At 71.4% G+C, this 22,440-nt stretch carries 24 protein-coding genes; 10 read left to right on the top strand and 14 right to left on the bottom strand.

Going from position 1 to position 22,440, the window contains the following annotated elements; translation table 11 throughout:
• Positions 1–188: 188 nt before the first annotated feature.
• Entirely contained in the window at positions 189–1,346 is a 1,158-nt protein-coding gene (locus U5C87_RS14780) for a methyltransferase domain-containing protein (protein WP_330473295.1), read from the bottom strand.
• A 279-nt stretch (positions 1,347–1,625) separates the two neighbouring features.
• On the opposite strand from U5C87_RS14780, the gene helR reads away from it, so the two are divergent.
• The gene (gene helR / locus U5C87_RS14775; RefSeq protein WP_330473294.1) at positions 1,626–3,812 is read left to right on the top strand and encodes an RNA polymerase recycling motor ATPase HelR; all 2,187 of its coding nucleotides are present in this window, start codon (positions 1,626–1,628) and stop codon (positions 3,810–3,812) included.
• Here the strand turns inward: helR and U5C87_RS14770 are convergent.
• Positions 3,799–4,338: a MarR family winged helix-turn-helix transcriptional regulator gene (locus U5C87_RS14770; RefSeq protein WP_330473293.1), complete on the bottom strand. Its 540-nt coding sequence runs from the start codon at positions 4,336–4,338 to the stop codon at positions 3,799–3,801. The genes helR and U5C87_RS14770 overlap by 14 nt on opposite strands.
• Before the next feature lie 76 nt (positions 4,339–4,414).
• On the opposite strand from U5C87_RS14770, the gene U5C87_RS14765 reads away from it, so the two are divergent.
• The gene (locus U5C87_RS14765; RefSeq protein WP_330473292.1) at positions 4,415–5,014 is read left to right on the top strand and encodes a hypothetical protein; all 600 of its coding nucleotides are present in this window, start codon (positions 4,415–4,417) and stop codon (positions 5,012–5,014) included.
• A 2-nt stretch (positions 5,015–5,016) separates the two neighbouring features.
• Here U5C87_RS14765 and U5C87_RS14760 read toward each other — a convergent pair whose 3' ends face one another.
• Positions 5,017–6,432 carry a M20/M25/M40 family metallo-hydrolase gene (locus tag U5C87_RS14760; protein WP_330473291.1) on the bottom strand — a complete coding sequence of 472 codons (1,416 nt, stop codon included), beginning with the start codon at positions 6,430–6,432 and terminating at the stop codon, positions 5,017–5,019.
• A 217-nt stretch (positions 6,433–6,649) separates the two neighbouring features.
• Here U5C87_RS14760 and U5C87_RS14755 point away from each other — a divergent pair, with 217 nt between their 5' ends.
• Entirely contained in the window at positions 6,650–8,026 is a 1,377-nt protein-coding gene (locus U5C87_RS14755; protein ID WP_330473290.1) for an MFS transporter, read from the top strand.
• Between the two features lie 119 nt (positions 8,027–8,145).
• The gene (locus U5C87_RS14750; protein ID WP_030146086.1) at positions 8,146–8,508 is read left to right on the top strand and encodes an RNA polymerase-binding protein RbpA; all 363 of its coding nucleotides are present in this window, start codon (positions 8,146–8,148) and stop codon (positions 8,506–8,508) included.
• 331 nt (positions 8,509–8,839) lie between these two features.
• Here U5C87_RS14750 and U5C87_RS14745 read toward each other — a convergent pair whose 3' ends face one another.
• The 7 genes from U5C87_RS14745 to U5C87_RS14715 are packed head-to-tail and all read right to left on the bottom strand — an operon-like array spanning position 8,840 to position 15,702.
• Positions 8,840–9,388 (bottom strand): FxsA family protein, encoded by a 549-nt coding sequence (locus U5C87_RS14745; protein WP_330473289.1) that lies wholly within the window; start codon positions 9,386–9,388, stop codon positions 8,840–8,842.
• Positions 9,385–10,176 (bottom strand): polyprenol monophosphomannose synthase, encoded by a 792-nt coding sequence (locus U5C87_RS14740; RefSeq protein WP_330473288.1) that lies wholly within the window; start codon positions 10,174–10,176, stop codon positions 9,385–9,387. The genes U5C87_RS14745 and U5C87_RS14740 overlap by 4 nt, the downstream gene beginning before the upstream one ends.
• Complete coding sequence (gene lnt / locus U5C87_RS14735; RefSeq protein ID WP_330473287.1) at positions 10,157–11,755, bottom strand: apolipoprotein N-acyltransferase; 1,599 nt, start codon at positions 11,753–11,755, stop codon at positions 10,157–10,159. Before lnt ends, U5C87_RS14740 begins: the two co-directional genes overlap by 20 nt.
• Before the next feature lie 38 nt (positions 11,756–11,793).
• Positions 11,794–12,216, bottom strand: coding sequence for a hotdog domain-containing protein (locus U5C87_RS14730; RefSeq protein ID WP_330473286.1), 423 nt, complete (start codon positions 12,214–12,216; stop codon positions 11,794–11,796).
• Positions 12,213–12,962, bottom strand: a complete 750-nt coding sequence (locus tag U5C87_RS14725; RefSeq protein WP_330473285.1) for an OAM dimerization domain-containing protein — start codon at positions 12,960–12,962, stop codon at positions 12,213–12,215. The genes U5C87_RS14730 and U5C87_RS14725 overlap by 4 nt, the downstream gene beginning before the upstream one ends.
• On the bottom strand, positions 12,959–14,593 hold the full coding sequence (locus U5C87_RS14720) for a lysine 5,6-aminomutase subunit alpha (RefSeq protein WP_330473284.1): 1,635 nt from the start codon (positions 14,591–14,593) through the stop codon (positions 12,959–12,961). The genes U5C87_RS14725 and U5C87_RS14720 overlap by 4 nt, the downstream gene beginning before the upstream one ends.
• Positions 14,590–15,702, bottom strand: coding sequence for an L-erythro-3,5-diaminohexanoate dehydrogenase (locus tag U5C87_RS14715; protein ID WP_330473283.1), 1,113 nt, complete (start codon positions 15,700–15,702; stop codon positions 14,590–14,592). Before U5C87_RS14715 ends, U5C87_RS14720 begins: the two co-directional genes overlap by 4 nt.
• Before the next feature lie 91 nt (positions 15,703–15,793).
• Between U5C87_RS14715 and U5C87_RS14710 the strand changes: the two genes are divergently transcribed.
• Complete coding sequence (locus U5C87_RS14710; protein ID WP_330473282.1) at positions 15,794–17,239, top strand: KamA family radical SAM protein; 1,446 nt, start codon at positions 15,794–15,796, stop codon at positions 17,237–17,239.
• A gap of 22 nt (positions 17,240–17,261) precedes the next feature.
• Here U5C87_RS14710 and U5C87_RS14705 read toward each other — a convergent pair whose 3' ends face one another.
• Both U5C87_RS14705 and U5C87_RS14700 read right to left on the bottom strand, forming a co-directional pair.
• Positions 17,262–17,759: an SRPBCC domain-containing protein gene (locus tag U5C87_RS14705; protein ID WP_330473281.1), complete on the bottom strand. Its 498-nt coding sequence runs from the start codon at positions 17,757–17,759 to the stop codon at positions 17,262–17,264.
• A 23-nt stretch (positions 17,760–17,782) separates the two neighbouring features.
• Positions 17,783–18,115: an ArsR/SmtB family transcription factor gene (locus tag U5C87_RS14700; protein WP_330473280.1), complete on the bottom strand. Its 333-nt coding sequence runs from the start codon at positions 18,113–18,115 to the stop codon at positions 17,783–17,785.
• A gap of 169 nt (positions 18,116–18,284) precedes the next feature.
• On the opposite strand from U5C87_RS14700, the gene U5C87_RS14695 reads away from it, so the two are divergent.
• Genes U5C87_RS14695 through ybaK form a run of 3 tightly spaced genes read left to right on the top strand, consistent with a single transcriptional unit; the run spans position 18,285 to position 20,201 of the window.
• On the top strand, positions 18,285–19,022 hold the full coding sequence (locus U5C87_RS14695) for a VOC family protein (RefSeq protein ID WP_330473279.1): 738 nt from the start codon (positions 18,285–18,287) through the stop codon (positions 19,020–19,022).
• A gap of 55 nt (positions 19,023–19,077) precedes the next feature.
• Positions 19,078–19,698, top strand: a complete 621-nt coding sequence (locus U5C87_RS14690) for a TetR/AcrR family transcriptional regulator (protein ID WP_330473278.1) — start codon at positions 19,078–19,080, stop codon at positions 19,696–19,698.
• Entirely contained in the window at positions 19,698–20,201 is a 504-nt protein-coding gene (gene ybaK / locus U5C87_RS14685) for a Cys-tRNA(Pro) deacylase (RefSeq protein ID WP_330473277.1), read from the top strand. Before U5C87_RS14690 ends, ybaK begins: the two co-directional genes overlap by 1 nt.
• On the opposite strand, the gene U5C87_RS14680 is transcribed toward ybaK, so the two are convergent.
• Positions 20,194–20,652, bottom strand: a complete 459-nt coding sequence (locus tag U5C87_RS14680) for an Lrp/AsnC family transcriptional regulator (protein ID WP_030146073.1) — start codon at positions 20,650–20,652, stop codon at positions 20,194–20,196. The genes ybaK and U5C87_RS14680 overlap by 8 nt on opposite strands.
• 116 nt (positions 20,653–20,768) lie before the next feature.
• Between U5C87_RS14680 and U5C87_RS14675 the strand changes: the two genes are divergently transcribed.
• Positions 20,769–21,710: a 5'-3' exonuclease gene (locus U5C87_RS14675; RefSeq protein ID WP_330473276.1), complete on the top strand. Its 942-nt coding sequence runs from the start codon at positions 20,769–20,771 to the stop codon at positions 21,708–21,710.
• A gap of 127 nt (positions 21,711–21,837) precedes the next feature.
• Positions 21,838–22,062: a hypothetical protein gene (locus tag U5C87_RS14670; protein WP_030146071.1), complete on the top strand. Its 225-nt coding sequence runs from the start codon at positions 21,838–21,840 to the stop codon at positions 22,060–22,062.
• A gap of 169 nt (positions 22,063–22,231) precedes the next feature.
• Here the strand turns inward: U5C87_RS14670 and U5C87_RS14665 are convergent, their stop codons facing one another.
• Positions 22,232–22,432: a cold-shock protein gene (locus U5C87_RS14665; protein WP_020144233.1), complete on the bottom strand. Its 201-nt coding sequence runs from the start codon at positions 22,430–22,432 to the stop codon at positions 22,232–22,234.
• Between the last annotated feature and the right edge of the window lie 8 nt (positions 22,433–22,440).

Genomic DNA, 22,440 nt, shown 5'->3' with positions numbered 1-22,440 from the left:
GGCCCCGCCGTGCGAGTCGTGGCAAGACGGCAGAATCTGTGTCACAAGGAACAGCCGTGGAGCCACTCGGCATCCGCCAGGGGTCCGTCAGAGGTCCGTCAGAGGTCCGTCAGAGGTCCGTCAGAGGTCCGTCGGAGTCCGGCCGGGGGAGGGGTGCCCAGCCCCGGGCTGCCGGCCCGGACCCGGTGCTACGCGCGCTCGAGCCGCACGATGACCTCGTGGTGGGAGGTCTGCGGGAACATGTCGAACAGCCGCGCCTCACGCGCGACGAACGACGGCAGCTGCGTGAGGTCTCGCGCGAGGCTCTCGACGTTGCAGCTGGAGTAGATGAGATGGTCCGCGCCGGACCGCTCGAGCCACGCAGCGAGGTCGACGCCGATGCCGCGACGTGGCGGGTTGACGACCACCATCGACGGCGCGGCGGCCATCAGCTGGGGGTCGAGCGTGTCGACGTCGGTGGCGTCGCCGGCGCGGAACTCGAGAGGACCCAGTCCGGGGTGCTCGGCACGCAGTCGCGAGGCGCTGGACTCGGCACTGCGCACGGCCTCCGGTGACACCTCCACGCCCAGCACGTGACCGGCGCCGGCCAGGGCACAGTTGAGCGCGAATCCGCCCACGCCGCAGTACAGGTCGAGCACGACGGCCGGCGTGACCTGACGCGTCCAGTCCTGCGCCTGGCCGTAGAGCGCCGACGCGACCGCGGTGTTGGTCTGGAAGAAGCTGTTGGGGCGCAGGAAGAGGGTGATCTCACCGACCGGCATGGCCAGCTCACCCTGCGTCGTCAGGACGATCTCCGTGTCGCCCTCGAGCACGGCCTTGTGCTCCGGCTGGAGGTTGACGGACACGACCGCCACCTCCGGCAGGCGCCCCTGGAGCATCGAGAGCCTCGACTCCACCAGGGCCAGGTGCCGGCGCGAGCGCAGGACGAAGCGCATCATGGCCCGACCGGCGGGGGAGAGGGTCAGGATCACGTGCTTGAGCTCGCCCCGCCGCGAGCTGACGTCGTAGGGCTCGAGCCCGATCTCGTCGACGACGTCGGCGACCCGCGGGATGAGCTGCTGCAGCGCAGGCTCGTGCAGACCGCACGCGCGCAGGTCGACGCCGTTCGCGTCGGCGTCGAGGATGCCGACGGTGACCGCTCCGGTGCGGCCGCCGACGACGAGCTTGGCCTTGTTGCGGAACGCCGACTCGGGGCCGGCGAACGGCTCGAGCCAGGAGACGGTCGGCGCGACGTCCGCCAGCGCAAGCCCGCAGCGCGCGTCCTTGTCAGCGAGCTGCACGGCATACGGCACGCCCATGAGGGCACAGGAGCGGCAGCGGCCGGCATCGAAGTAGTCGCACTGCATCACGGGCAAGGGTACGGCGCAGAGCACTGGGTGGCGGACCACGGGCGCATCACCACCGGGGAGGGCCTCTCCACGCCAAAGTGACATAATGTCGATTATCGGCGTTATGGCGTGGAACGAGGGTCGCGCGAGAAGGGGCCGGAGAACGACGAAGGAAGGACGCCACCTCGGCGTCCTTCCACTCCCAACGTATAGCGCACCCCGGGTCTTGCGGCAAGGCCCCGGTCGTGACCGAGAATCACTGGCTCGACACCAGAACTCGGGACGGAGCTCACCGACGTGATCCCTTCGACGACCAGCGCCTTCGACCTGCGCGACCACCTGACACCCAAGGCCGACCCGGCCCTCATCGGCCACGACGAGTCCCAGTTCGCCGCCATCGCCCAGACCATGGACCAGACGGTCACCGAGCTGTCCGAGCGCCTCGACGCCGCCCGCCGAGCGCCCGGCGGCTCCGGACAGGCCGCGCTGGACCGCGACCAGGAGATCCACCGACTGACGGCCCGGCTGCGCACCCTGCGCCGGTTCGGCCTGGACCTGTGCCTGGGACACATGTTGCCTGAGAACGATTCTCAGCCGGTGTACGTCGGCCGGATCGGGCTGACCGACCGGACCGGGCGGCGGCTGCTCGTCGACTGGCGCTCCCCTGCGGCCGAGCCGTTCTTCGGCGCGACCCACGCCGACCCCATGGGTCTCGTGAGCCGTCGGCGCTACCGCTGGACTCGGGGCCGCGTCAGCGACTACTGGGACGAGGTCTTCAGCGCCGAGGGTCTCGAGGGTCGGGCCGCCCTCGACGACGAGTCCGCCTTCGTGGCGTCGCTGGGCGCCAGCCGCTCGCCGCGGATGCGCGACGTCCTCGCCACCATCCAGGCCGACCAGGACGCCATCATCCGCGCCGGCTCCCGGGGCGCTCTCGTCGTGGACGGCGGCCCGGGCACCGGCAAGACGGTCGTCGCGCTGCACCGGACGGCATACCTGCTCTACTCCGACCCCCGGCTCGGGCACCGGCGCGGCGGCGTGCTCTTCGTCGGCCCGCACGAGCCCTACCTCGCCTATGTCTCGGACGTGCTGCCGAGCCTCGGCGAGGAGGGCGTGCGCACGTGCACGGTGCGCGACCTCGTCCCGGAGGGGGCGACAGCGCCTGCCGAGAGCGACCCCGAGGTGGCCCGGCTCAAGGCCTCCACCGAGCTCGTCGACGCGATCGAGCCCGCCGTCGCCCTCTACGAGGAGCCCCCGAGCCGCGGGATGGAGGTCACGACGCCGTGGGCGGAGGTCTGGCTCTCCCCCGCCGACTGGCAGGAAGCCTTCGCCGCCGGGCTGAACCTGCCCCACAACGAGGCGCGCGACGACGTCTGGGAGGCGCTGCTCGCCATCCTCCTCGAGCGCCACGACCTCGAGGCGCGCCTCGATGACGACTGCCTGGACATCGAGCTCGAGGCGACCCCGGCGATGGTCCGGCGCTCGCTCGAGCAGAACCGGGAGCTGCGTACGGCCTTCGAGCGCTCCTGGCCGCTGCTCGACGCGGAGGACGTCGTGGGCGACCTCTGGACCGTCCCGGCCTACCTCCGGCGGTGCGCTCCCGGCCTCGAGGTCGCCGACGTCCGCCGGCTCCAGCGGGCCGAACCGACCGCGTGGACCCGGTCGGACCTTCCCCTGCTGGACGCCGCTCGGCTGCGCCTCGGTGACCGGGAGGCGGCCCGACGTCGGAGCCGGCAGGACGCCGAACGCACCGCCGAGCGCGAGGAGCGGGCCAAGGTCGTCGAGCACCTCATCGCCTCCGACGACTCCGACATGCACATCATGTCGATGCTGCGGGGCGAGGACCTCCGCGGCGCCCTCGACGACGACGGCGGCGACACCGAGGACCCCGGCGCCGATCCACTGGCCGGCCCCTTCGCACACATCGTCGTGGACGAGGCCCAGGAGCTGACCGACGCGGAGTGGCGGATGCTGCTGAACCGCTGTCCGTCCCGGAGCCTGACCATCGTGGGCGACCGGGCGCAGGCCCGTCACGGGTTCACCGAGACCTGGCAGGAGCGACTGGGCCGCATCGGCCTCGACCGTGTCGCCCTGGCCTCGCTCAGCATCAACTACCGGACGCCGGCCGAGGTCATGGCGGAGGCGGAGCCGGTCATCCGCGAGGCGCTACCCGACGCCAACGTGCCCACCTCCGTGCGTGAGAGCGGCGTGCCCGTGCAGCACGGCGCCACGACCGAGCTGGCCTCGGTCCTGCAGGCGTGGCTCGAGGCCCACTCCGACGGAACGGCTTGTGTCATCGGCGACCCCACGTTCGAGGAGACGGCGCGGGTCAGGTCCCTGACGCCGGTGCTCGCCAAGGGGCTCGAGTTCGACCTCGTCGTGCTCGTGCGTCCGGAGAGCTTCGGTGACGGCATCGAGGGGGCCGTCGACCGCTACGTCGCCATGACCCGCGCCACGCAGCAGCTCGTCGTCCTCACGGACCGGTGACGTCCCCGGCGCTGCCGGCGACCGGACCCCGGTCGAGCCCCGCCAGCCAGCCGCGCAGCAGGCGCTCGAGGGACGTCCGGTCCGCCGGCGTCAGGCCGGCGAGGAGCCGCTCGTCGCCCGCCATGACGTCGGCGAAGATCTCGTCGAGGCGGGCCAGCCCCTCGGAGGTCAGCTGCACGTGCACGGTGCGCCGGTCGGGCTCCTCACGGACCCGCTCGACGAGGCCGAGCGACTCCATCGCCTGGACGCGCTGCGTCGTCGCGCCCGCCGTGACCCGGCAGCGTCGGGACAGCTCGCCGGCGGTCAACCGGTACGGCGCACCGCTGCGACGCAACGTCGCCAGGACGTCGAGGTGGCTCTGGTCGAGCCCGTGGGCGGCGAGCTCGCGGGTCCGGTTCTCCGCGGCGAGCGCCCCGAGTCGCCACAGCGGCGTGATGATGCCGATCGACGACACGTCGACGTCGGGCCTCTCCCGCTGCCACGCCTCGATGATCCGCCCCACCTGGTCCCCCGGCACCCTGTCCACCCGCAATACTTTAGGGCTAAACGAGTGCGCGTGGGGCACCCACGGTGGGACGATCTCGGCAGCGAAAGGAGGACGCATGGACCTCTCGACGTTCTACGCCGTCGTGTCGGCCACCTGCTTCACGCTCGTCGGACTGTGGTGGACCGCCCTGGAGCGTCGCCGCGAGCTGCTCGCCACGGACGAGACGCGTCGCCTCGTCGGCGGCGTCTACGTGACGTTCCTGCTGCCCGGGGTGATGGGACTGTTCGCGCAGGTCGACCCCGGACGTCCCGGGGTGTGGCGCACGACCTTCGGCCTCGTCGCGCTGATCGGCGCCTGGTCGACGTTCCGTCTCATCCGCGCCGACCGGCACCCGGGAGTCCGTGGCCCCTTTCGACGTCATCGCTGGCTCGTGGCGGTGCTCTACGTCGTCATCGTCGTGCTCGGCGCCGCGCCTGAGGTGGCCGGCGGTGTCGGTCTCAGCGGGCTGCAGGCGGCGGCGCTCGCCGTCGTGTGCCTCGTCGTGCTCGCGCACGGCCTCGCGTGGGAGCTGTTGACGACCATGCCACACCCCGAGGATGCCCACCTCCCCTCCCCCGAACCCGACCTCTCCCCCGCGCCTGGCCCCGCCCCCGATCGGGAGCAGGACCAGGTGCGCGACCAGGGCCGGCGACACGGTGGCCGGGTGACGGACTGACCTCAGGTCGTCGTCAGCGCGGTGTCGTCGATGACGAACGAGGTCTGGGCCGACGAGTCCTCGGTCGCGAGGAGCTTCACGGTGACGCTCTTGCCGCGGTACGCCGACAGGTCGAACGACCGCTGCGCCCACGTCGCGTCGGCGCCGACGTTGCTGTAGGTCGCCAACGTCGTCGTGACGCCGGCGACGACGGCCTGGACCTTCAACGTGTCGTAGACGGTCGAGCCGGTCTCCGCCGTGTCGAAGCGTCCCCAGAAGGAGAGCTTCGCCGTGGTCGCCGTCGAGGGGATCGTCACGGTCTGCTGCTCGCTCTCGGTGGCAGTGGTGCCGTTGCCCCCGAGCCACAGCTTCCACGTGCCCGAGTGCGCCGGTCGGCTCGACGAGCTCGTGATCGGGCCGCTCGTGCCCGTCCACGAGACCGCGCCCGCCTCGAAGCCGGGGTTGGCGAGCAGGTTCGACCCGGTGGGCGGCGTCGTCGTGCCGTAGTTCTTGGCGGCATACCTCCACACCATGTAGCCGATCGTGTCGACGTTCCTGTCGAGGGCGACGAGGTCGAGGTTGGTGTTCGTGTCGCACGCGCGGTGGTAGCAGGCGTCGAAGGCCTGCCCGGCCGTGCCGCCCCACTTGCTCGCTTGCGCGCTCGTCTTGATCGTCTCGGCGCCGGAGAAGATGCCGCCGGTCGCGATGCCGCTCGACCGAAAGGCGGCGTGGTCGCTGCGGCCCTGGACGTCGATGTACTCCCACGGCAGGCCCTTGGAGTTGTAGTACGCCGTGAAGTCGTCGCGCACGCCGTTGCCGACCGCGTTGTCGTCGTAGACGAAGTAGCCGACGTTGGGCGAGGCGATCATGTCGAAGTTCTGGTAGCTCTTGATCGCCGAGCGCTGGGTCGACGTCAGCTGGCCGACGTAGTACTTCGACCCGAGCAGGCCGAGCTCCTCGGCGCCCCAGAAGCCGAAACGAACGTGGTTGCGGGGCGTCTGCCCGCTCGCGGCGTAGGCCAGCGCGGTCTCGAGGATGCCGGCGCTGCCGCTGCCGTTGTCGTTGATGCCGGGCCCTACGGCGACGGAGTCGAGGTGGGCGCCGAACATGACGACGGACGACGCGTCGCCGCCGGGCAGGTCGGCGACGAGGTTGTAGGAGGTGCCCGACGACGTGCTGAAGCTCTGCACGGTCGTCGTGTAGCCGGCCGCGTCGAGCTTGGCCCTGACCCAGTCGACCGACGCCTTGTAGCCGGGCCTGCCGGTGCTGCGGTTGCCACCGTTGGCGTTGGCGATCGACTGCAGCTGGTCGAGGTGTGCCTTCGTGTTCGTCACCGAGATGTCGGGTCCGGCTGCGAGCGCCGACGGGGCGGCGACGGTGAGGCCGGCCGTCGTGACCGCGGCGAGCACCAGCGGGGTGAGCAGGGCGCGCGTGCGCATGGATCTCCTTGTGGGTGTTGGGATCGGGCGAGCGAAACCCTCCCGATCCGCGCCCCGCCCGAGCAATGCCCCTGGACAAGACTTGGTGCCCCCCTGCCAACTCCTGACGGGTGCCCGGGCGCGCGCTGAGTGGACGTATGCCGTCCGCTGACCACGGGTGCGGCGTGTTGGCCCGGCTCCCCCGCCGTGGCGTCCGCCCGTGTGGGACAGTCCTCGCATGTCGCACGTCGTCGTCAACGCCGCACGGCCGGAGACCCGGGAGCAGCGGGCCTGGTACTGGTACGACTGGGCCAACTCCGCCTACGTCACGACCACCGCCACGGTGCTCATGAGTCCCTACCTCACGACCGTCGCCGAGGAGGCCGCCTGCCCCGGGTTGCCCGACGGCCAGGACTGCACCACGACCCTCTCGGTGCTCGGCATCCCGGTCGCGCCGGGGTCGCTGTGGTTCTTCACCGTGACCTTCACGACGATCCTGTCGGCGATCGTGCTGATCTTCATCGGCGCCATCGCGGACCGCAGCCCGCGACCGACGCGGCTCTTCGCGACCTTCGCGTGGGCCGGCGCCCTCGCCGCGAGCCTGATGTTCTTCGTCGCCGGCACGAACTGGCAGCTCGGGGCCTCGCTCGTCGTCGTCGCCGGCATCTGCCTCGGCGCCTCGCTCGTCATCTACGACTCGATCCTGTGCCGCATCGCCAACGAGAACGAGCGCGACCGCGTCTCCTCCAAGGGCTGGGCCTTCGGCTACCTCGGTGGCGGCATCCTGCTCGCCCTCAACTTCGCCCTCGACTTCTTCCACGAGGACCTCGGCCTCGACCGGGCCATGAGCACCCGGATCAGCATCCTGTCCGCAGGCCTGTGGTGGGCCGGGTTCACAATCATCCCCTACCTCGGCCTGCGCCACCTGACCGGCACGGTCGAGACCCCGGTCGAGCGCTCCGCCGGGGTCGTGCGCGGCAGCCTCGTCCAGCTGCGGACCACCTTCCGCGACCTCGCGAACTACCCCCAGACGAAGCTGTTCCTGCTCGCCTACCTCTTCTTCAACGACGGCATCCAGACCGTCATCGGCAGCTCGAGCGTCTACGGCTCCAAGGAGCTCGGCTTCTCCGAGACCACGGTCCTCGGGGTGTTCCTCTTCGTGCAGTTCGTCGCCTTCTTCGGCGCCCGGCTCTTCGGCAGGGTGGCCGCCTCCATCGGGGCGTGGCGCACCATCCTCTACGGCATCGGGCTGTGGACGGTCGTCGTCGTCTTCGCCTTCCTCGTGCCCTCGAAGTCGCTCGTCATCTTCCTCGCGCTCGCGCTGCTCATCGGCATCGTCCTCGGCGGCACGCAGGCGCTGTCCCGCTCGCTCTACAGCCAGCTGATCCCCCGTGGCCGCGAGGCGGAGTACTTCAGCCTCTACCAGGCGATGGAGCGCGGCACGAGCTGGTTCGGCACGCTGATCTTCGGGCTCGTCTACCAGTTCACCCTCAGCTACCGCTGGGCGATCATCGCGCTCATCGTCTTCTTCGCCATCGGCGGGCTGCTCCTGTCGCGGGTGCGCATGCGGGAGGGCATCGAGCAGGCCGGCAACCCTGTACCCGCCGTCATCTGAGACCGGCTTACAATTCGCGGCTCGTCGGGGAACAAGTCAACTGTTTCGCTCGTTCAAGCGTCTGTGAGGGTAAGACACCAGCGAGGTGTCACAAGGGCAGAAGTCTTGGAGGGGTCCACATGGCCGATCGAGCACTACGCGGTTCCAACCTCGGCGCGAGGAGCATGGAATCCGACGAGAACGTCGTCCCGAGTGAGCGTCAGCTCACCGTCTACGTGTGCCCGGAAGGTCACCGCACCGAGCTTCCGTTCTCCATCGAGGCCGACGTGCCCTCGACGTGGGAGTGCCGCTGCGGGCTCGACGCCAAGCTCCAGGGCGGTGGCCCCGAGCCCGAGGCCAAGCCGGTCAAGCACCAGCGCACGCACTGGGACATGCTCCTCGAGCGTCGTTCCATCCCCGAGCTCGAGGAGCTCCTCGAGGAGCGCCTGACGCTCCTGCGCGAGTCGCGGGGCGAGAAGCCGCGCCGCAAGAAGACCGCCTGACCCCACCCGACTGCACCACCGAGAAGCCCGCCCCGTTCGTGGAGGCGGGCTTCTTGCACGTCAGCGGGCTTCCAGCCCGACCACCAGTTTCGTGGAGGCGGGCTTCTTGCACGTCAGCGGGCTTCCAGCCCGATCACCAGCTTCGTGGAGGCGGGCTTCTTGCACGTCAGCGGGCTTCCAGCCCGATCACCAGCTTCGTGGAGGCGGGCTTCTTGCACGTCAGGTTGCGTATGCCGTGTGCCGCGGTTCGAGGTGATGGTGGCAGTCGGGTGCGTGCCGAGATCACCTCGAACGAGGCGCGGCACGCGTGAGACGAGCGGGACGAGCCGGCTCAGTCCTCGTCGTCGATGATCTCGCCCTCGACGACCTCGTCGCTCGAGCTCGAGCGCGCCGGGCCCCGGGGCGTCGTCGGCTGCTCCCAGCCGGGTCCGGTCGGGCCACCGGCGACCGTGGGGCCGGTGAAGCGCTCGGTCTGGGCCAGCAGGCGGCGGGAGATCACGGCGGCGAGCAGGCTGCGCGCGACGGGTCGGGTGAACGGCAGCACGAGCAGCAGCCCGAGCACGTCCGTGACGAAGCCCGGGAGCAGCAGCAGGCTGCCGCCGACGAGGACGACGATGCCGTCGGCGATCTCCCGGGCCGGCATGCGTCCGCTGCGGACCGCCTGCTCGAGCGCGCGCCAGGCCCGGCCGCCCTCGCGGCGGATGAGCCAGGCGCCGAGGAGCGAGGTGGCGACGAGCAGCAGGAACGTCGGCCAGCCGCCGATCCACTGGCCGACGGCGACGATGACGACGATCTCGATGACGGGGACGAGCAGCACCCCGGCGAGCGCGAGCCGGGTCAGCCGAAGCCGTCGGGCCCGTGACGGCTGGGACGCGCTCACGAGCGGTCCTCGGCGGGCTCGCGGCCGCGCACCCGGCCGGCGACCGAGCGCAGCTGCCCGACGCGGTGCTCGATGCCCCACCGGGTCACGCTGGTCAGGGCCTCGCGGACGATGTCCTGGCCCATCTTCGACACGCCCACCTCGCGCTCGACGAAGGTGATCGGCACCTCGACGACGGTCAGGCCGGCTCGCACCGCGCGCAGGGTGAGGTCGATCTGGAAGCAGTAGCCCTGTGACTCGACGCCCTGCAGGCCCATCGTGCGCAGCGCGCTCGCGCGGTAGACGCGGTAGCCGGCGGTGGCGTCGTTGACGGACATGCCGAGGAGCATCTTCGTGTAGATGTTGGCGCCGACCGAGAGCACCTTGCGCCGGACCGGCCAGTTGCGGACCTCGCCGCCCTTGACCCACCGGGCCCCGATGACGAGATCGGCCTCACCGAGGGCGGCGAGCAGCGACGGCAGCTGCTCGGGCAGGTGCGAGCCGTCGGCGTCCATCTCGACGGCCGCGTCGTAGCCGCGCTCCAGCACGAGAGCGAAGCCGGCGAGGTAGGCCTTGCCCAAGCCCTCCTTGCCGGGGCGGTGCACGACGTACACCTGGGGGTCGCTCGCGGCGATGTCGTCGGCGATCTGGCCGGTGCCGTCGGGTGAGCCGTCGTCGAGCACGAAGACGTCGGCGGCGGGCACGCTCGCGCGCACCCGCGCGACGATGCCGGGCAGGTTGTCCCGTTCGTTGTACGTCGGGATGAGCACGGCGACTCGGGTCACCGGCTCACGCTGCATCGTCGTCATCCTCGTCCTTCGTCGTCTGCGGCACTCGCGCGCGAGCACCGCGACCGCTGCGAAGACTCAGGGCGAGCATCGTCAGCAGTGCAGCGGCGGCGACCCATTCGGGAGCCTCACCCACGCGGGTCGCCACGGTCGTGGCGTCCCGCAAGGGTAGTGCCCCCCGGACCACCGCCTGTGTGAACAACGACGTCACCTGGTGCGCGGTTCCGTCGGGGGTGATGAGGGCGCTCTGGCCCACCGTCGAGACGTGGACGACGGACCGGCCGAACTCCATGGCGCGCACCCGGCTGATGGCCAGCTGCTGCGGCGACTCAGCGGTGAAGCCGAACGTCGCGTTGTTGGTCTGGACCACGAGGACGTTGGCACCCGACTGCACGGCGTCGCGCATGATGTCGTCGTAGGCGACCTCGAAGCAGATCGCCAGCCCGGCCCGGATCTGCTGGCCCGAGGCCGTGGTGACGCGAAAGACGCCGGGGCCGGGGCCTGGGACGAAGTCGCGCCGGACGAGGTCGACCTCCTTGCTGAAGTTCCGCCAGAAGGCCCGGTTGGGGATGTACTCGGCGAAGGGCACCGGGTGACGCTTGACGTAGCGGTCGGTGTTGCCCTTGCCCGGCTCGAAGAGCAGCGACACGTTGGACACGAAACCCACCGGCTCCTCGAGCAGGCCTCCGACGATGAGCGGCCGCTTCAGGGCGTCGACGGTCTCGAGGATGAGGCTCTTGGCGTCGGCGTTGCGCAGCGGGTCGATGTCCGAGGCGTTCTCGGGCCACACGACGAGGTCGGGCGCCGGCGCCCGGCCGGCCTCGACGTCGCCCTGCGCCTTGAGCGTCGCAGCGATGTGGTTGTCGAGGACCGCGCGACGCTCGGAGTTGAAGTCGAGCCCCGGGTGCGGGACGTTGCCCTGCACGCCGAGGAACTGCGCGGTCGGGCCGTCCGTCGGCAGCGGGACGGCGAGGCCTGCGACGCCGACGACGAGCGCTCCGGCCACGGGCAGGACGAGCCGGCGTGACGGCATACGCGACGGGGGTGACGAGGCGTCGGCGACGCTCGTGCGTCGGTCCGAGACGGCGCGCAACGCCTGCTCGGCGGCGAGGGCGAGAAGCGCCCCGCACAGCGCGATGACGAACCCGACGAAGGGCGCGCCGCCCAGGGCGACGAGGCGCCCGAACGGCGAGTCGGCCTGGCCGAAGGCGAGCTTGAGCCACGGGAAGCCGCCGTAGGGAGCTCGAGCGCGGAAGCCCTCGGTCACGACCCAGACGAGGGCGAAGGCCAGCGGGCGCACACTCCCCCGGCGGCTCAGCCAGCCGTAGAGCGAACCGGCCAGCGCGATGAAGAGGGCCTGGAGGGTCGCGAGCGCGAGCCACGGCACCGACCCGACGTAGATGCCCGACCAGCTCAGCGTCGGGACGAAGAAGGCGAGCCCGCCGAGCAGCCCCGAGAGGAAGCCCCGTCGACCGCCGGCGCCCGTCCAGGCCCACGCCCACAGTCCCAGGGCGAGCGGCGCGGCGACCCACACGTCGAACGTCGGGAACGCGAGGCACAGCAGCCCGCCGGCCATGAGGGACAGGAGGAGGCGCCGCACGGGGTTCACCGTAATCCGTGCGGCCGGGACCACTGCGCTCAGGGCACGACGACGACGCCCCGCGCCGTCGTAGCGACGACCACCGGGTCGAGCGGGTCGGCAGCCGACGCACCCCGGGCGGGGTTGCCACGGGCGACGATCCGCACCTCGAAGTCCATCTCGCGAGAGCGCGTGCCCACCCGCACGATCTCGGCCGAGATCTCGATGACGTCACCGGCACGGACCGGCGCCTTGAACTGCACGTCGCTGTAGGACGCGAAGAGCCCCTCGTCCCCGTCGGTGACGATGCTCATCTCGGTTGCTACGTCGCCGAACGCGGCGAGCGAGTAGGCGCCGTCGACGAGGTTGCCGGCGTAGTGGGCGTGGCTGTAGGGCACGTAGCGGCGGTGCGTGACCCGCCGCCCGACCGTCGCGGTCGTGGAGCGCCGGGTGGGCTGGGTGGGTTCGGTGGCCTCGGTCATGACGGTCTCGCCTTCCGCTGGGTCATCTCGTGGACGAGGTAGCTCGCGACCTCGCCGGGTGTCGTGCCGCGACCGAAGATGCGGTCGACGCCGAGCGCCGCCTCGGAGCCCTCCTCGAAGCGGGGTCCGCCGACCACGAGGATCGGCACCTGCCCGGCCGGGTAGGCCTCGCGGAAGGCGGCCGACATCTGGGTGGTGTTGTGGACGTGGGCGTCCTTCTGCGTCACGACCTGGCTGACGAGGACGGCGTCGGCCTTCTCGGCACGCGCGAGGGCGACGAGGTCGGGCACGAGCACCTGCGCGCCGAGGTTCACGACGGTGATCTCGCGGTAGTACTCCAGGCCCTTCTCGCCCGCGAAGCCCTTGATGTTGAGGATCGCGTCGATGCCGACGGTGTGGGCGTCGGTGCCGATGCAGGCCCCGACGACGACGAGCCTGCGCCGGAGCAGCTTCTTGATCGCCGTGTTGGCGTCCTTGGCCGTGAGCAGGGGGTACTCGCGCTCGACGACGTGGACGTCGTCGACGTCGACGAGGTGCGTCGTGCTGCCGTAGACGACGAAGAAGGTGAAGTCCGGCCCCATCGCCTTGGCGTGGACGAGCAGCGCGGGGTCGAGCCCCATCTTGCGGGCGAGTTGGAGCGCCGCGCCCTCGGCCCTCTTGTCGTGCGGCAGCGGCAGCGTGAACGACAGCTGCACCATGCCGTCGCCCGTGGTGTCGCCGTAGGGGCGGACGATGTGCGCGCTCATCGGGTAGCCCTCTCCGTGGGGGTATGCCGGGCGGCGGCGGGCGGCGTCCACGCGTCGAGGGCGGTGGTCGCCGGGTTGTCGTAGTCGTCGGCGCGCTCGCTGACACCCTCGAGGCCCTTGCCGCCGGTGGCGGGGCGCTTCATGAGGCCGAAGGTGCCGTCGGCGATCGCGGCGAGGAGCGGGGCGTCGCCGGCTGCGTCGCTGTCGTGCACGATCCGGTCGAGCAGGTCAACGGCCTCGGAGAGCACCTGCCGCGCGCGGGTCTGGATGTAGCCGTCGCGCGGCGGGTGGAAGTCCTCGGTCAGCCCGCTCGCGGCGTTCATGACGTAGCGGACGTTCTGCAGGGCCAGGTCCCGATCGGACAGGAACGGCGTGACGACCGCCTCGGTCATCATCCCGACGAGCAGGATCCCCTGGCCCGTCATGGCGCCGACGAGGTTGAAGAACCCGTCGAGCAGGTAGCCCCGGAAGATGTCGCCCGTCATGTGCTTGGTCGGCGGCATCCACTTGAGCGGCGCGTCGGGGAAGAGCTGGCGCGCGAGCAGCGCGTGGGCGAGCTCCATGCGGAAGCTGTCGGGGATCTCGGGGTTGATCTCGAAGGCGTGGCCGAGGCCGAGCTGCCAGTCCTCGAGACCGGCCTCCTTGGCGAAGCGCTCGTTGAGCAGCTGGCTGACGGTGACGGTGTGCGCGGCCTCGACGGCGTCGGCGGTGGTGAGGTAGTTGTCCTCACCGGTGTTGATGATGATGCCGGCCCGGGCGTGCACCTGGCGTGAGAAGCGCTGGTCGACGAAGGTGCGGATCGGGTTGATGTCGCGGAAGAGGATGCCGTACATCGAGTCGTTGAGCATCATGTCGAGGCGCTCCATGCCGGCGAGCGCCGCGATCTCGGGCATGCAGAGGCCCGACGCGTAGTTCGTCAGGCGCACGTAGCGGCCGAGCTCCTTGCTGACGTCGTCGAGGGCCGCCCGCATGAGCCGGAAGTTCTCCTGCGTGGCGTAGGTGCCGGCGAAGCCCTCGCGGGTGGCACCCTCCGGCACGTAGTCGAGCAGCGACTGTCCGGTGGACCGGATGACGGCGATGATGTCGGCGCCCTCGCGCGCCGCCGCCTGGGCCTGCGGGATGTCCTCGTAGATGTCGCCGGTCGCGACGATGAGGTAGATCCAGGGCTTGGACGTCGGGTCGCCGTGCCGCTTGATCATCCGGTCGCGGGTGGCACGCGAGCGGTCGATGGTGCGCAGGCCGGCGCCGACGCCCTTCGTCGCAGCGCGCTTGGCGGCTGCAGCCTCACGCCCCTCCGGCAGACGGAAGGAGACGTTGCCGCTCGCGGCCTTCTGCGCCAGCGTCGTGAGGTCGGGTGCCTCGCCGCGCAGCAGCGCGTCGTAGACCGGTGTCGTGACCCCGTGCTCGAGGCCGACCTCGTCGCGCACCGCCGACACGAGGTGGTTGACCCACGGCACGCGCTCGTGGTCGGCGCCGGACAGGCCGGCGAGGCGCAGCGTCGCCCGCTCGACCGAGACGGTCGTGTGGCTCCGGGCGATCTCGACGACGGGCTCGGCGGCCTTCTTCGCGAGCGCACGGGCACGGCGGACGACCGCGGGGTCGAGCTCGAGCAGGGCGTGGGGACGGCTCATGCGTCAGATCCTGCCGTCTCGGAGGCCAGTCGGCCCTCGAAGAGCGCGCGGACGGCCGGCACCTCGCGCACGAGCCGCAGCGCCTCCTCGGCATGACCGGGGACGTAGCCGTTGCCGACGAGCATCCGCACGTCGGCGGCGAGGCCCTCGGCGCCGAGCGCGGCCGCGGCGAAGTTCGTCGCCATGCTGAAGAAGATGATCGTGCCGCCCTGGGCCGTGGCGAGGATCGCCGGCTGCTCGCAGCCAGGCACGTCGACGCAGACCACCGTGACGTCCGCGGGGCCGCCGGCGGACTCGACCGCCGCCGCGAGGCCCAACGGGGACCGGGCGTCGGCGAGCACGACCGCGTCGGCGAGGCCGCTGTCCTCGAGCACGACACGCTCACGCTCGACCGGGACGACACCGATGGTGCGACCCGCACCCGCGGCCCGCGCTGCGGCGAGCGAGAGCGAGCCGGACTTGCCGGCCCCGCCGAGGACGGCCACGGTCGGCGCGACGCCGCGGGCGGCATACTCCCCCACGACCCGCTCGACGAGCGCGGGGGCGCCACAGACGTCCATGACCATGAGCGCGAGGTGCGGGTCGAGGTCGGCGGGCAGCGTGGCCGCGATGCTGCGACCGAAGAGGATCGCGTGGCCGGCGGCCGGCACCTGCTCGGAGAGCCCGTCCCAGCGCTCGAGCCCGTCGGTGACGGCGAGCGGGGTCAGCGAGAGGGAGACGAGCGTCGCGACCCTGTCGCCCACCGAGAGACCCAGCCTGCTCTCCGGGCCCACCTCGTCGACCGTGCCGATGAGCATGCCGCCCGAACCCGTCACGGGGTTCTGCATCTTGCCGCGGGCCTCGATGATCTCGAACACCTCGGCGCGCACCGCCGCCCCGTCGACGACCCCGGCGCTCGTGTGCTTGCCGGCGAGCTGTCGGTAGGAGGCCGCGTCGAGGTTGAGCGTCTCGACGGCGATGCGCACCTCGTCGGGCCACAGCTCCGGCCGCGCGTCGAGACGCTGCGCGGCCTGCGGGAGCGTGACCGCCTCGCCGGTCGGCTCGAGGACACGGTGCAGGCCGACGGGCGAGGGCACGCGCACGTCGTCGGGCGGGAGCGATGGGGTCACGGAGCAGATCCTTCTGTCGCGACGGACACGAACGACAAATCCTTTCGCATCATAGGAGGTTCGGGACGCACCTTTCGGCTATCGTCGCTCCATGACACTGGTGTCGCAGCCGTACGTCTACGCCCGGCGCCCGCTCGTCGAGCCGGACTGGACCAGGCTGCCCGGCTGGGCCCACGTCACCCAGGCCGACTGGGACAGCGCGCAGTGGCAGCGGGTCAACTGCGTCAAGAACATCAAGCAGCTGCGAGCCCTCATGGGCGACCTGCTCGACGACCGCTTCTACGACGACCTCGAGCGGGACCAGGCCGAGCGCGCGACGATGTCGATGCTGGTCCCCCCGCAGATGCTCAACACGATGGTGCCCTCGACCGACTCGGCGACGCCGTCGGCGGGACACGACTTCACCGAGGCCTTCTACGCCGACCCGGTCCGCCACTACATGCTGCCGGTCTTCTCCGACCGGCGCACCGACTGGCCGTCGCACCCGCACGCTTCGCGCGACTCGCTGCACGAGCACGACATGTGGGTGGCCGAGGGGCTGACGCACCGCTACCCCACCAAGGTGCTGGCCGAGCTGCTGCCGACCTGCCCGCAGTACTGCGGCCACTGCACGCGGATGGACCTCGTCGGCAACTCGACGCCGCAGGTCGCCAAGCTGAAGTTCGACCTCAAGCCCGTCGACCGGTATGCCGCGATGCTCGACTACCTGCGCGCCTCCCCCGTCGTGCGCGACGTCGTCGTCTCGGGCGGCGACGTGGCCAACATGCCGTGGAAGAACCTCGAGGCCTTCGTCGACCAGCTCCTCGACATCGACAACATCCGCGACATCCGGCTCGCGACCAAGGCGCTCATGGCGCTGCCCCAGCACTGGTTCGCCGAGGACGTCGTCGAGGGCGTGGCGCGCGTGTCCGCCAAGGCCCGGGCGCGAGGCGTCTCGCTCGCCATCCACACCCACGTCAACAACGCGCAGTCCGTGACCCCGTCGGTGGCCCGAGCCTCCGCCGCGATGCTCGACGCGGGGGTGCGCGACGTGCGCAACCAGGGCGTGCTCATGCGGGGCGTCAACGACTCCACCGAAGCGCTGCTCGACCTGTGCTTCGCGCTCGCGGACGGGGCCTCGATCACGCCGTACTACTTCTACATGTGCGACATGATCCCCTTCGCCGAGCACTGGCGACTCTCGCTCGCCGAGGCCCAGCACCTCCAGCACTCGATGATGGGATACCTCCCCGGCTTCTCGACGCCGCGCATCGTCTGTGACGTGCCCTTCGTCGGCAAACGCTGGGTCCACCAGGTCGAGGAGTACGACACCGAGCGCGGCATCTCCTACTGGCGCAAGAACTACCGCACGTCCATCGAGGGCGACGACACCGAGGCGCTGTCGCGCGAGTACGTCTACTACGACCCGATCTACACGCTGCCCGAGTCGGGCCAGCGGTGGTGGCAGGGGTCCGTCGACGAGGCGTCGGTCCTGGCCGAGGCGACCCGGCGGGCTGCATCTAGCCGGGTCACCTCGGAGTCGCAGCTCGTGCCGTGAGCGGGCACGAGCCGGCCGGCCCTCAGCGGGCCGCAGCCTCCTCGTAGACGGGGGTCAGCTCGGTCCAGCGGTCCTTCCACGCAGGGGCCGCCTCGTGCTCGGACCAGCCGTCTATGTGCGCCGGGCCGTCACCGGCGAGCGACCGGCCCAGGTCCTCGAGGTGGACCTGCCAGCCCGCGCCGTAGAAGTGCAGCTGGCCGACCGGCAGACCGCGTTCCTCGACGACGAGCCGCGTGCGCTCTCCCTCTGCGGTGAGCCAGGCCTCGAGCTGGGTCTCCTCGTCGGTCCCCGGCTCGTTCGTGACGAGCAGGTGGTGCGGGGCGTCGCACGCCTCGATGCGCACCGCCCCCGACCACGTGCTGGTGAAGACGGCCCGGACCGTGGCACCCACGCTGAGGTCCCCGGACACCTGGGCGATCCACCGCGCCAGCCGGTCCGGCGTCGTGCACGCCCGCCAGAGGTCCTCGATGTCGGTGTCGTAGACGTCCTCGACCCGCACCAGTCCGTGTGTGTCGTCCATCGCTTGCATCGTGCCGTTGATCTTCACTGTCCTGCCTTCTCTCCTCGTGCGACCTTGCCTCGGGCGATCTCGGTGTGCAGCGCGTCGAGCCGGTTCTGCCAGAGGGCGCGGTAGCCCTCGAGCCACTCGTCAACCTCGACGAGCGCCTCCGGTCGCAGGCTGTAGATCCGGCGCTGGGCCTCGGCCCGGACGTCGACGAGCCCGGCCTCGCGCAGGACGCGCAGGTGGCGGGACACGCCGGGTCGGGCGATCGGGAGTGCGTCGGCCAACTCGCCTGCCGTCGCGGGGTGGTCCCGGAGGATCTCGAGCACCGTGCGGCGGCTCGGGTCGGCCAACGCCTGCAGCACCATGTCCATGCCCCCAACATACCCAGGCGGTTACGTAACCGCAAGGGTACGCAAAATCGGATGCTGTCATGGAGCAGCCCGCCGGTCCCTCCACACGCCATCTATTGCGTTGTCCCTGCCTGTCCCACGGCCCTAGCGTGTCGAGCGCCCCGGACGACGTCGATCGGAAAGGCCCACCATGACGAGCCACTTTCTCGAGCTCTGCTTCGACGCCCACGACCCCGACCGGCTCGCCCACTTCTGGGGCGGCCTGCTGGGGCGGCAGACCGACGGCGACGGTGTCACGCTGCTGCCGCGCGAGGGCACCGACATGGCGATCCGCTTCCTGCGCACGCAGGAGCCGAGGTCCGGGCCGAACCAGATCCACCTGCACCTGACGAGCAGCACGCCCGAGGACCAGCAGTCCACCGTGGAGCGTGCCCTCGAGCTCGGCGGCCGTCACCTCGATGTGGGCCAGACGCCCGAGGAGGGGCACGTCGTGCTCGCCGACCCCGAGGGCAACGAGCTGTGCGTCATCGAGCCGGGCAACTCCTTCCTCGCAGGCTGCGGCTTCCTCGGTGAGCTCGCCTGCGACGGGACGCGGGCGGTCGGCCACTTCTGGAGCGCAGCCCTCGGGTGGCCGCTCGTGTGGGACCAGGACGAGGAGACCGCGATCCAGTCGCCGCGCGGGGGCGCGAAGATCGCCTGGGGCGGCCCGCCCGTGCGAGCCAGGACGGGGCGCAACCGGATGCACTTCCACGTCGCACCGACCGACCCCGCGGACGTGGAGGCCGAGGCGGCCCGTCTCGTGGCACTCGGTGCCACGCGCCTGGGACACGGCCCCGACACCCACGAGCCGGACGCGCACGGCCGAGTCGCGATGGCCGACCCCGACGGCAACGAGTTCTGCCTCCTGCCTGAGGGGAGCCTACGATAGGGCCGGGCCGCTCGTGCTCGTCTGACGGGGGGGCGCTGCCCCGTAGACTCCAGCGATGACCTCGCGCTCCCCCGGCACCCGCGTCCGCATGCCCCGCGCCGAGCGCGAGGCGCAGATGCTGGCGGTGGCCGAGCAGGTCTTCTCCGCCCGCGGCATCCAGGCGACGACGATGGACGAGATCGCCGAGCTCGTGGGGGTCACCAAGCCCCTCATCTACGACTACTTCGGGTCCAAGGAGGGGCTGCTCGCGGCGACGATCGAGCGGGCCCGCGGCCAGCTGCTCGCGGCCCTCATCGACTCGTGGGTGGCCCAGCCCGCGGCCCCGGCGCGGGACCGGGTGCGAGGCGTCGTGCACGCGTTCTTCTCCTTCATCGACGAGCACGACCAGGCGTTCGCCCTGCTCCGCACCGAAGGTGCCCTCATCGGCGAGGCGTCGGCCTCGGTCGAGCGCATCCGCCAGCAGACGGCCAAGGCCTTCGCCGAGGGCCTGCTCACCCTCCCGGCCTTCGAGGCGCTCGAGCCACGACGGGTCACTGCGATGGCCGAGATCCTCATCGGCGGCTGCGAGCGGCTCGCCGTCTGGCGCAGCACCCACCCGGGCACCACCGCCGACGAGGCCACCGACCTCGTCGTGACGACGATCTGGGACGGACTCGCCTCCGTCGCCGGCGCCTGATGGCGAGGCAGCGCCCGGGCGACGGGCCGGCGACGCCCGCGACCGCCGCCCTCGACCGCGCCGGCATCGCCTACACCCGTCACCCCTACGACCACGACCCGTCCTCACCGAGCTACGGGCTGGAGGCGGCCGCCGCGCTCGGGGTCGATCCGGCGCACGTGTTCAAGACGCTGCTCGTCGACACCGGACGGGGGCTGGCCGTGGGCGTGGTCCCGGTCGACGGCCAGCTCGACCTCAAGGCGCTGGCGTCCGCACTCGGCTCAAAGACCGTGACGATGGCCGACCCGGCAGCAGCCGAGCGCAGCACCGGCTACGTCGTGGGCGGGATCTCGCCGGTGGGGCAGAAGCGCGCGCTGCCCACGGTGCTCGACGACACGGCATACGCCCTCGAGGTCGTCTACGTCTCGGGAGGACGCCGCGGCTTCGACCTCGGCCTCTCCCCCGCCGACCTGGCGGCAGTCACCCGCGCCGTGCGGGCCCCCATCGGCCGACGGGTCAGCTGACCTCGCCCGCCGCGGCGGACGCGCTGCGGCCCTCCCACGGCGTCGACAGCACGACCGTCGTGCGGGTGGAGACGTTGGCCGCCGAGCGGATGCGGGCCAGCAGGTCCTCGAGGTCGCCGGGCGTGGACACGCGCACCTTGAGGATGTAGCTCTCGACGCCGGCCACGGAGTGGCAGTCCTCGATCTCGGTGATGTGGCGGAGGCGGTCGGGGACGTCGTCCGGAGCGCTCGGGTCGAACGGCGCCACCGAGATGAGGGCCGTCAGCGGCAGGCCGAGCGCGTCCGGCGACACCTGCGCCGTGTAGCCGGTGACGACGCCGCGCTCCTCCAGTCGGCGCACGCGCTGGTGCACCGCCGACGTCGAGAGGCCCGTCGCCTTGCCGAGGTCGGTGTAGCTCATCCGGCCGTCGGCGAGCAGCAGGCCGACGAGACGACGGTCGAGATCTTCCATGGCCGAAGGGTAGTCCAGCGGTTGCACGCGGGGCGGGTCGTTCCTCATCGCGGTACGTCGTGGTGGGCACCTGCGCGCGGCGTGCGTCGTCGGGTCGGCCCGGTACCCTCTCGCATATGCCGTCCGCCGCGCCCAGGATGCTCCTGCTCGACTCCGCGTCGCTCTACTTCCGTGCCTTCTTCGGCGTCCCCGAGGTCGTCGGCCCGAGCGGGGTCCCGACGAACGCCGTCCGCGGGCTGCTCGACATGATCGCCTCGCTCGTCGACCGGGGGCGCCCGACCCACCTCGTGGCCTGCTGGGACAACGACTGGCGCCCGGCCTTCCGCGTCGAGGCGATCCCGTCGTACAAGGCGCACCGCGTCGCCGAGCCCGGCCCCGACGAGCTCGCCGGCGAGCAGGTCCCCGAGGCGCTCGGCGTCCAGGTGCCGATCATCGTCGATGCCCTGACGGCCCTCGGGATCGCTCGCATCGGCGTCGACGGCTACGAGGCCGACGACGTCATCGGCACGCTCGCCACCCAGTTCAGCGGTCGTATGCCGGTCGACATCGTCACCGGTGACCGTGACCTCTTCCAGCTCGTCGACGACGCCAACCAGGTGCGCGTCGTGTACACCGCGCGCGGCGGCGTGCGCTCGCCCGACCTCGTCGACGAGGCGTTCCTCGCCGAGAAGTACGGCGTCGGCACGGGCCCCGCCTACGCCGACATGGCGGTCCTGCGCGGCGACACGAGCGACGGGCTGCCCGGCGTGGCCGGTATCGGCGAGAAGACCGCCGCCAAGCTCATCACGACGTACGGCACGCTCGAGGCGGTCCGGGCCGCCATCGCCGACGGCGACCCGGCCCTCAAGGGCGCCCAGCGCGCCCGGCTCGAGGCGGCCGCCGACTACCTCGACGCAGCCCCGCGGGTCGTCGCCGTCGCCAAGGACGCCGCGGTCCCCCAGATCGACCTCGCCGCGCCGACGTCGGTGGCCGACCCGGCACTGATGTCCAAGCTCGCCGTCGAGCACGGGCTGACGTCGTCGTTCGACCGCGTCATCTCCGCTCTCGGCATCGACTGACGCCCGCCTCGAGCGGCCTCTGCGGGGGTCACGGTACGGTCACGTCTGGACCGCCTCCGTGCGGGGACGGGGGCAGTCGGCCTACTCGCCGGTCACCACCGTGGTGCGGAAAGGCGCATACTGAAGGGTGCCCACCCACGGAAACCCCGACCGCCGCCGTCACCTCTCCAGCAGCCCGTTCCGGCCGGCTCCGGCGCCGGACATCCAGCAGTTCTCGGTGGGTGACCGCGTCTCCCACCTGCGCCACGGCCTCGGGGTCGTCGTCGCCTGCAACGAGGCCACCGTCACCCTGAAGTTCGAGTCGGGCGTCGTACGCGTCAACAGCCCGTTCGACCGGCTCACCCGGCTCTGAGGCCCTCCGGGTCGGCTCTCCCGGGCTGCGCCCGGGGCCAGACCCGGGGCACGGCTCCACTGCCGGCCCTGGGGCCGCTCCGGGGCTCATGACATGACGAAAGGCCGGTCCCCCGTGGGGACCGGCCTTCGCCGTTCGGACTGTGTGGTCCGACGAGATCAGCGAGTGATCAGAGAGCGCGGACGCGCATCGCCTGCGGGCCCTTGGGACCCTGCTCGACGTCGAACTCGACGGCCTGGTTCTCCTCGAGGCTGCGGTAGCCGTTGCCCGTGATCTCCGAGTAGTGGACGAAGACGTCGGGACCCTCGGTCGGGGCGATGAAGCCGAAGCCCTTCTCCGAGTTGAACCACTTGACGGTTCCCTGTGCCATGTTTTTCT

It is taken from the genome of Terrabacter sp. C0L_2 (assembly GCF_036352015.1).
Lineage (GTDB): Bacteria > Actinomycetota > Actinomycetes > Actinomycetales > Dermatophilaceae > Terrabacter > Terrabacter tumescens.
This window is presented reverse-complemented; position numbering and strand designations above follow the sequence as displayed.

Coding starts and splice junctions, on each gene's coding strand:
- U5C87_RS14725 (WP_330473285.1), bottom strand. CDS start 12,962: ATGAGCGCGCACATCGTCCGCCCCTACGGCGACACCACGGGCGACGGC.
- U5C87_RS14700 (WP_330473280.1), bottom strand. CDS start 18,115: ATGGACATGGTGCTGCAGGCGTTGGCCGACCCGAGCCGCCGCACGGTG.
- U5C87_RS14740 (WP_330473288.1), bottom strand. CDS start 10,176: ATGACGACGATGCAGCGTGAGCCGGTGACCCGAGTCGCCGTGCTCATC.
- ybaK (WP_330473277.1), top strand. CDS start 19,698: ATGGCGAGGCAGCGCCCGGGCGACGGGCCGGCGACGCCCGCGACCGCC.
- U5C87_RS14690 (WP_330473278.1), top strand. CDS start 19,078: ATGACCTCGCGCTCCCCCGGCACCCGCGTCCGCATGCCCCGCGCCGAG.
- U5C87_RS14705 (WP_330473281.1), bottom strand. CDS start 17,759: ATGGACGACACACACGGACTGGTGCGGGTCGAGGACGTCTACGACACC.
- U5C87_RS14765 (WP_330473292.1), top strand. CDS start 4,415: ATGGACCTCTCGACGTTCTACGCCGTCGTGTCGGCCACCTGCTTCACG.
- U5C87_RS14695 (WP_330473279.1), top strand. CDS start 18,285: ATGACGAGCCACTTTCTCGAGCTCTGCTTCGACGCCCACGACCCCGAC.
- U5C87_RS14730 (WP_330473286.1), bottom strand. CDS start 12,216: ATGACCGAGGCCACCGAACCCACCCAGCCCACCCGGCGCTCCACGACC.
- U5C87_RS14750 (WP_030146086.1), top strand. CDS start 8,146: ATGGCCGATCGAGCACTACGCGGTTCCAACCTCGGCGCGAGGAGCATG.
- U5C87_RS14710 (WP_330473282.1), top strand. CDS start 15,794: ATGACACTGGTGTCGCAGCCGTACGTCTACGCCCGGCGCCCGCTCGTC.
- U5C87_RS14755 (WP_330473290.1), top strand. CDS start 6,650: ATGTCGCACGTCGTCGTCAACGCCGCACGGCCGGAGACCCGGGAGCAG.
- U5C87_RS14780 (WP_330473295.1), bottom strand. CDS start 1,346: ATGCAGTGCGACTACTTCGATGCCGGCCGCTGCCGCTCCTGTGCCCTC.
- U5C87_RS14720 (WP_330473284.1), bottom strand. CDS start 14,593: ATGAGCCGTCCCCACGCCCTGCTCGAGCTCGACCCCGCGGTCGTCCGC.
- U5C87_RS14665 (WP_020144233.1), bottom strand. CDS start 22,432: ATGGCACAGGGAACCGTCAAGTGGTTCAACTCGGAGAAGGGCTTCGGC.
- U5C87_RS14680 (WP_030146073.1), bottom strand. CDS start 20,652: ATGGAAGATCTCGACCGTCGTCTCGTCGGCCTGCTGCTCGCCGACGGC.
- U5C87_RS14675 (WP_330473276.1), top strand. CDS start 20,769: ATGCCGTCCGCCGCGCCCAGGATGCTCCTGCTCGACTCCGCGTCGCTC.
- U5C87_RS14760 (WP_330473291.1), bottom strand. CDS start 6,432: ATGCGCACGCGCGCCCTGCTCACCCCGCTGGTGCTCGCCGCGGTCACG.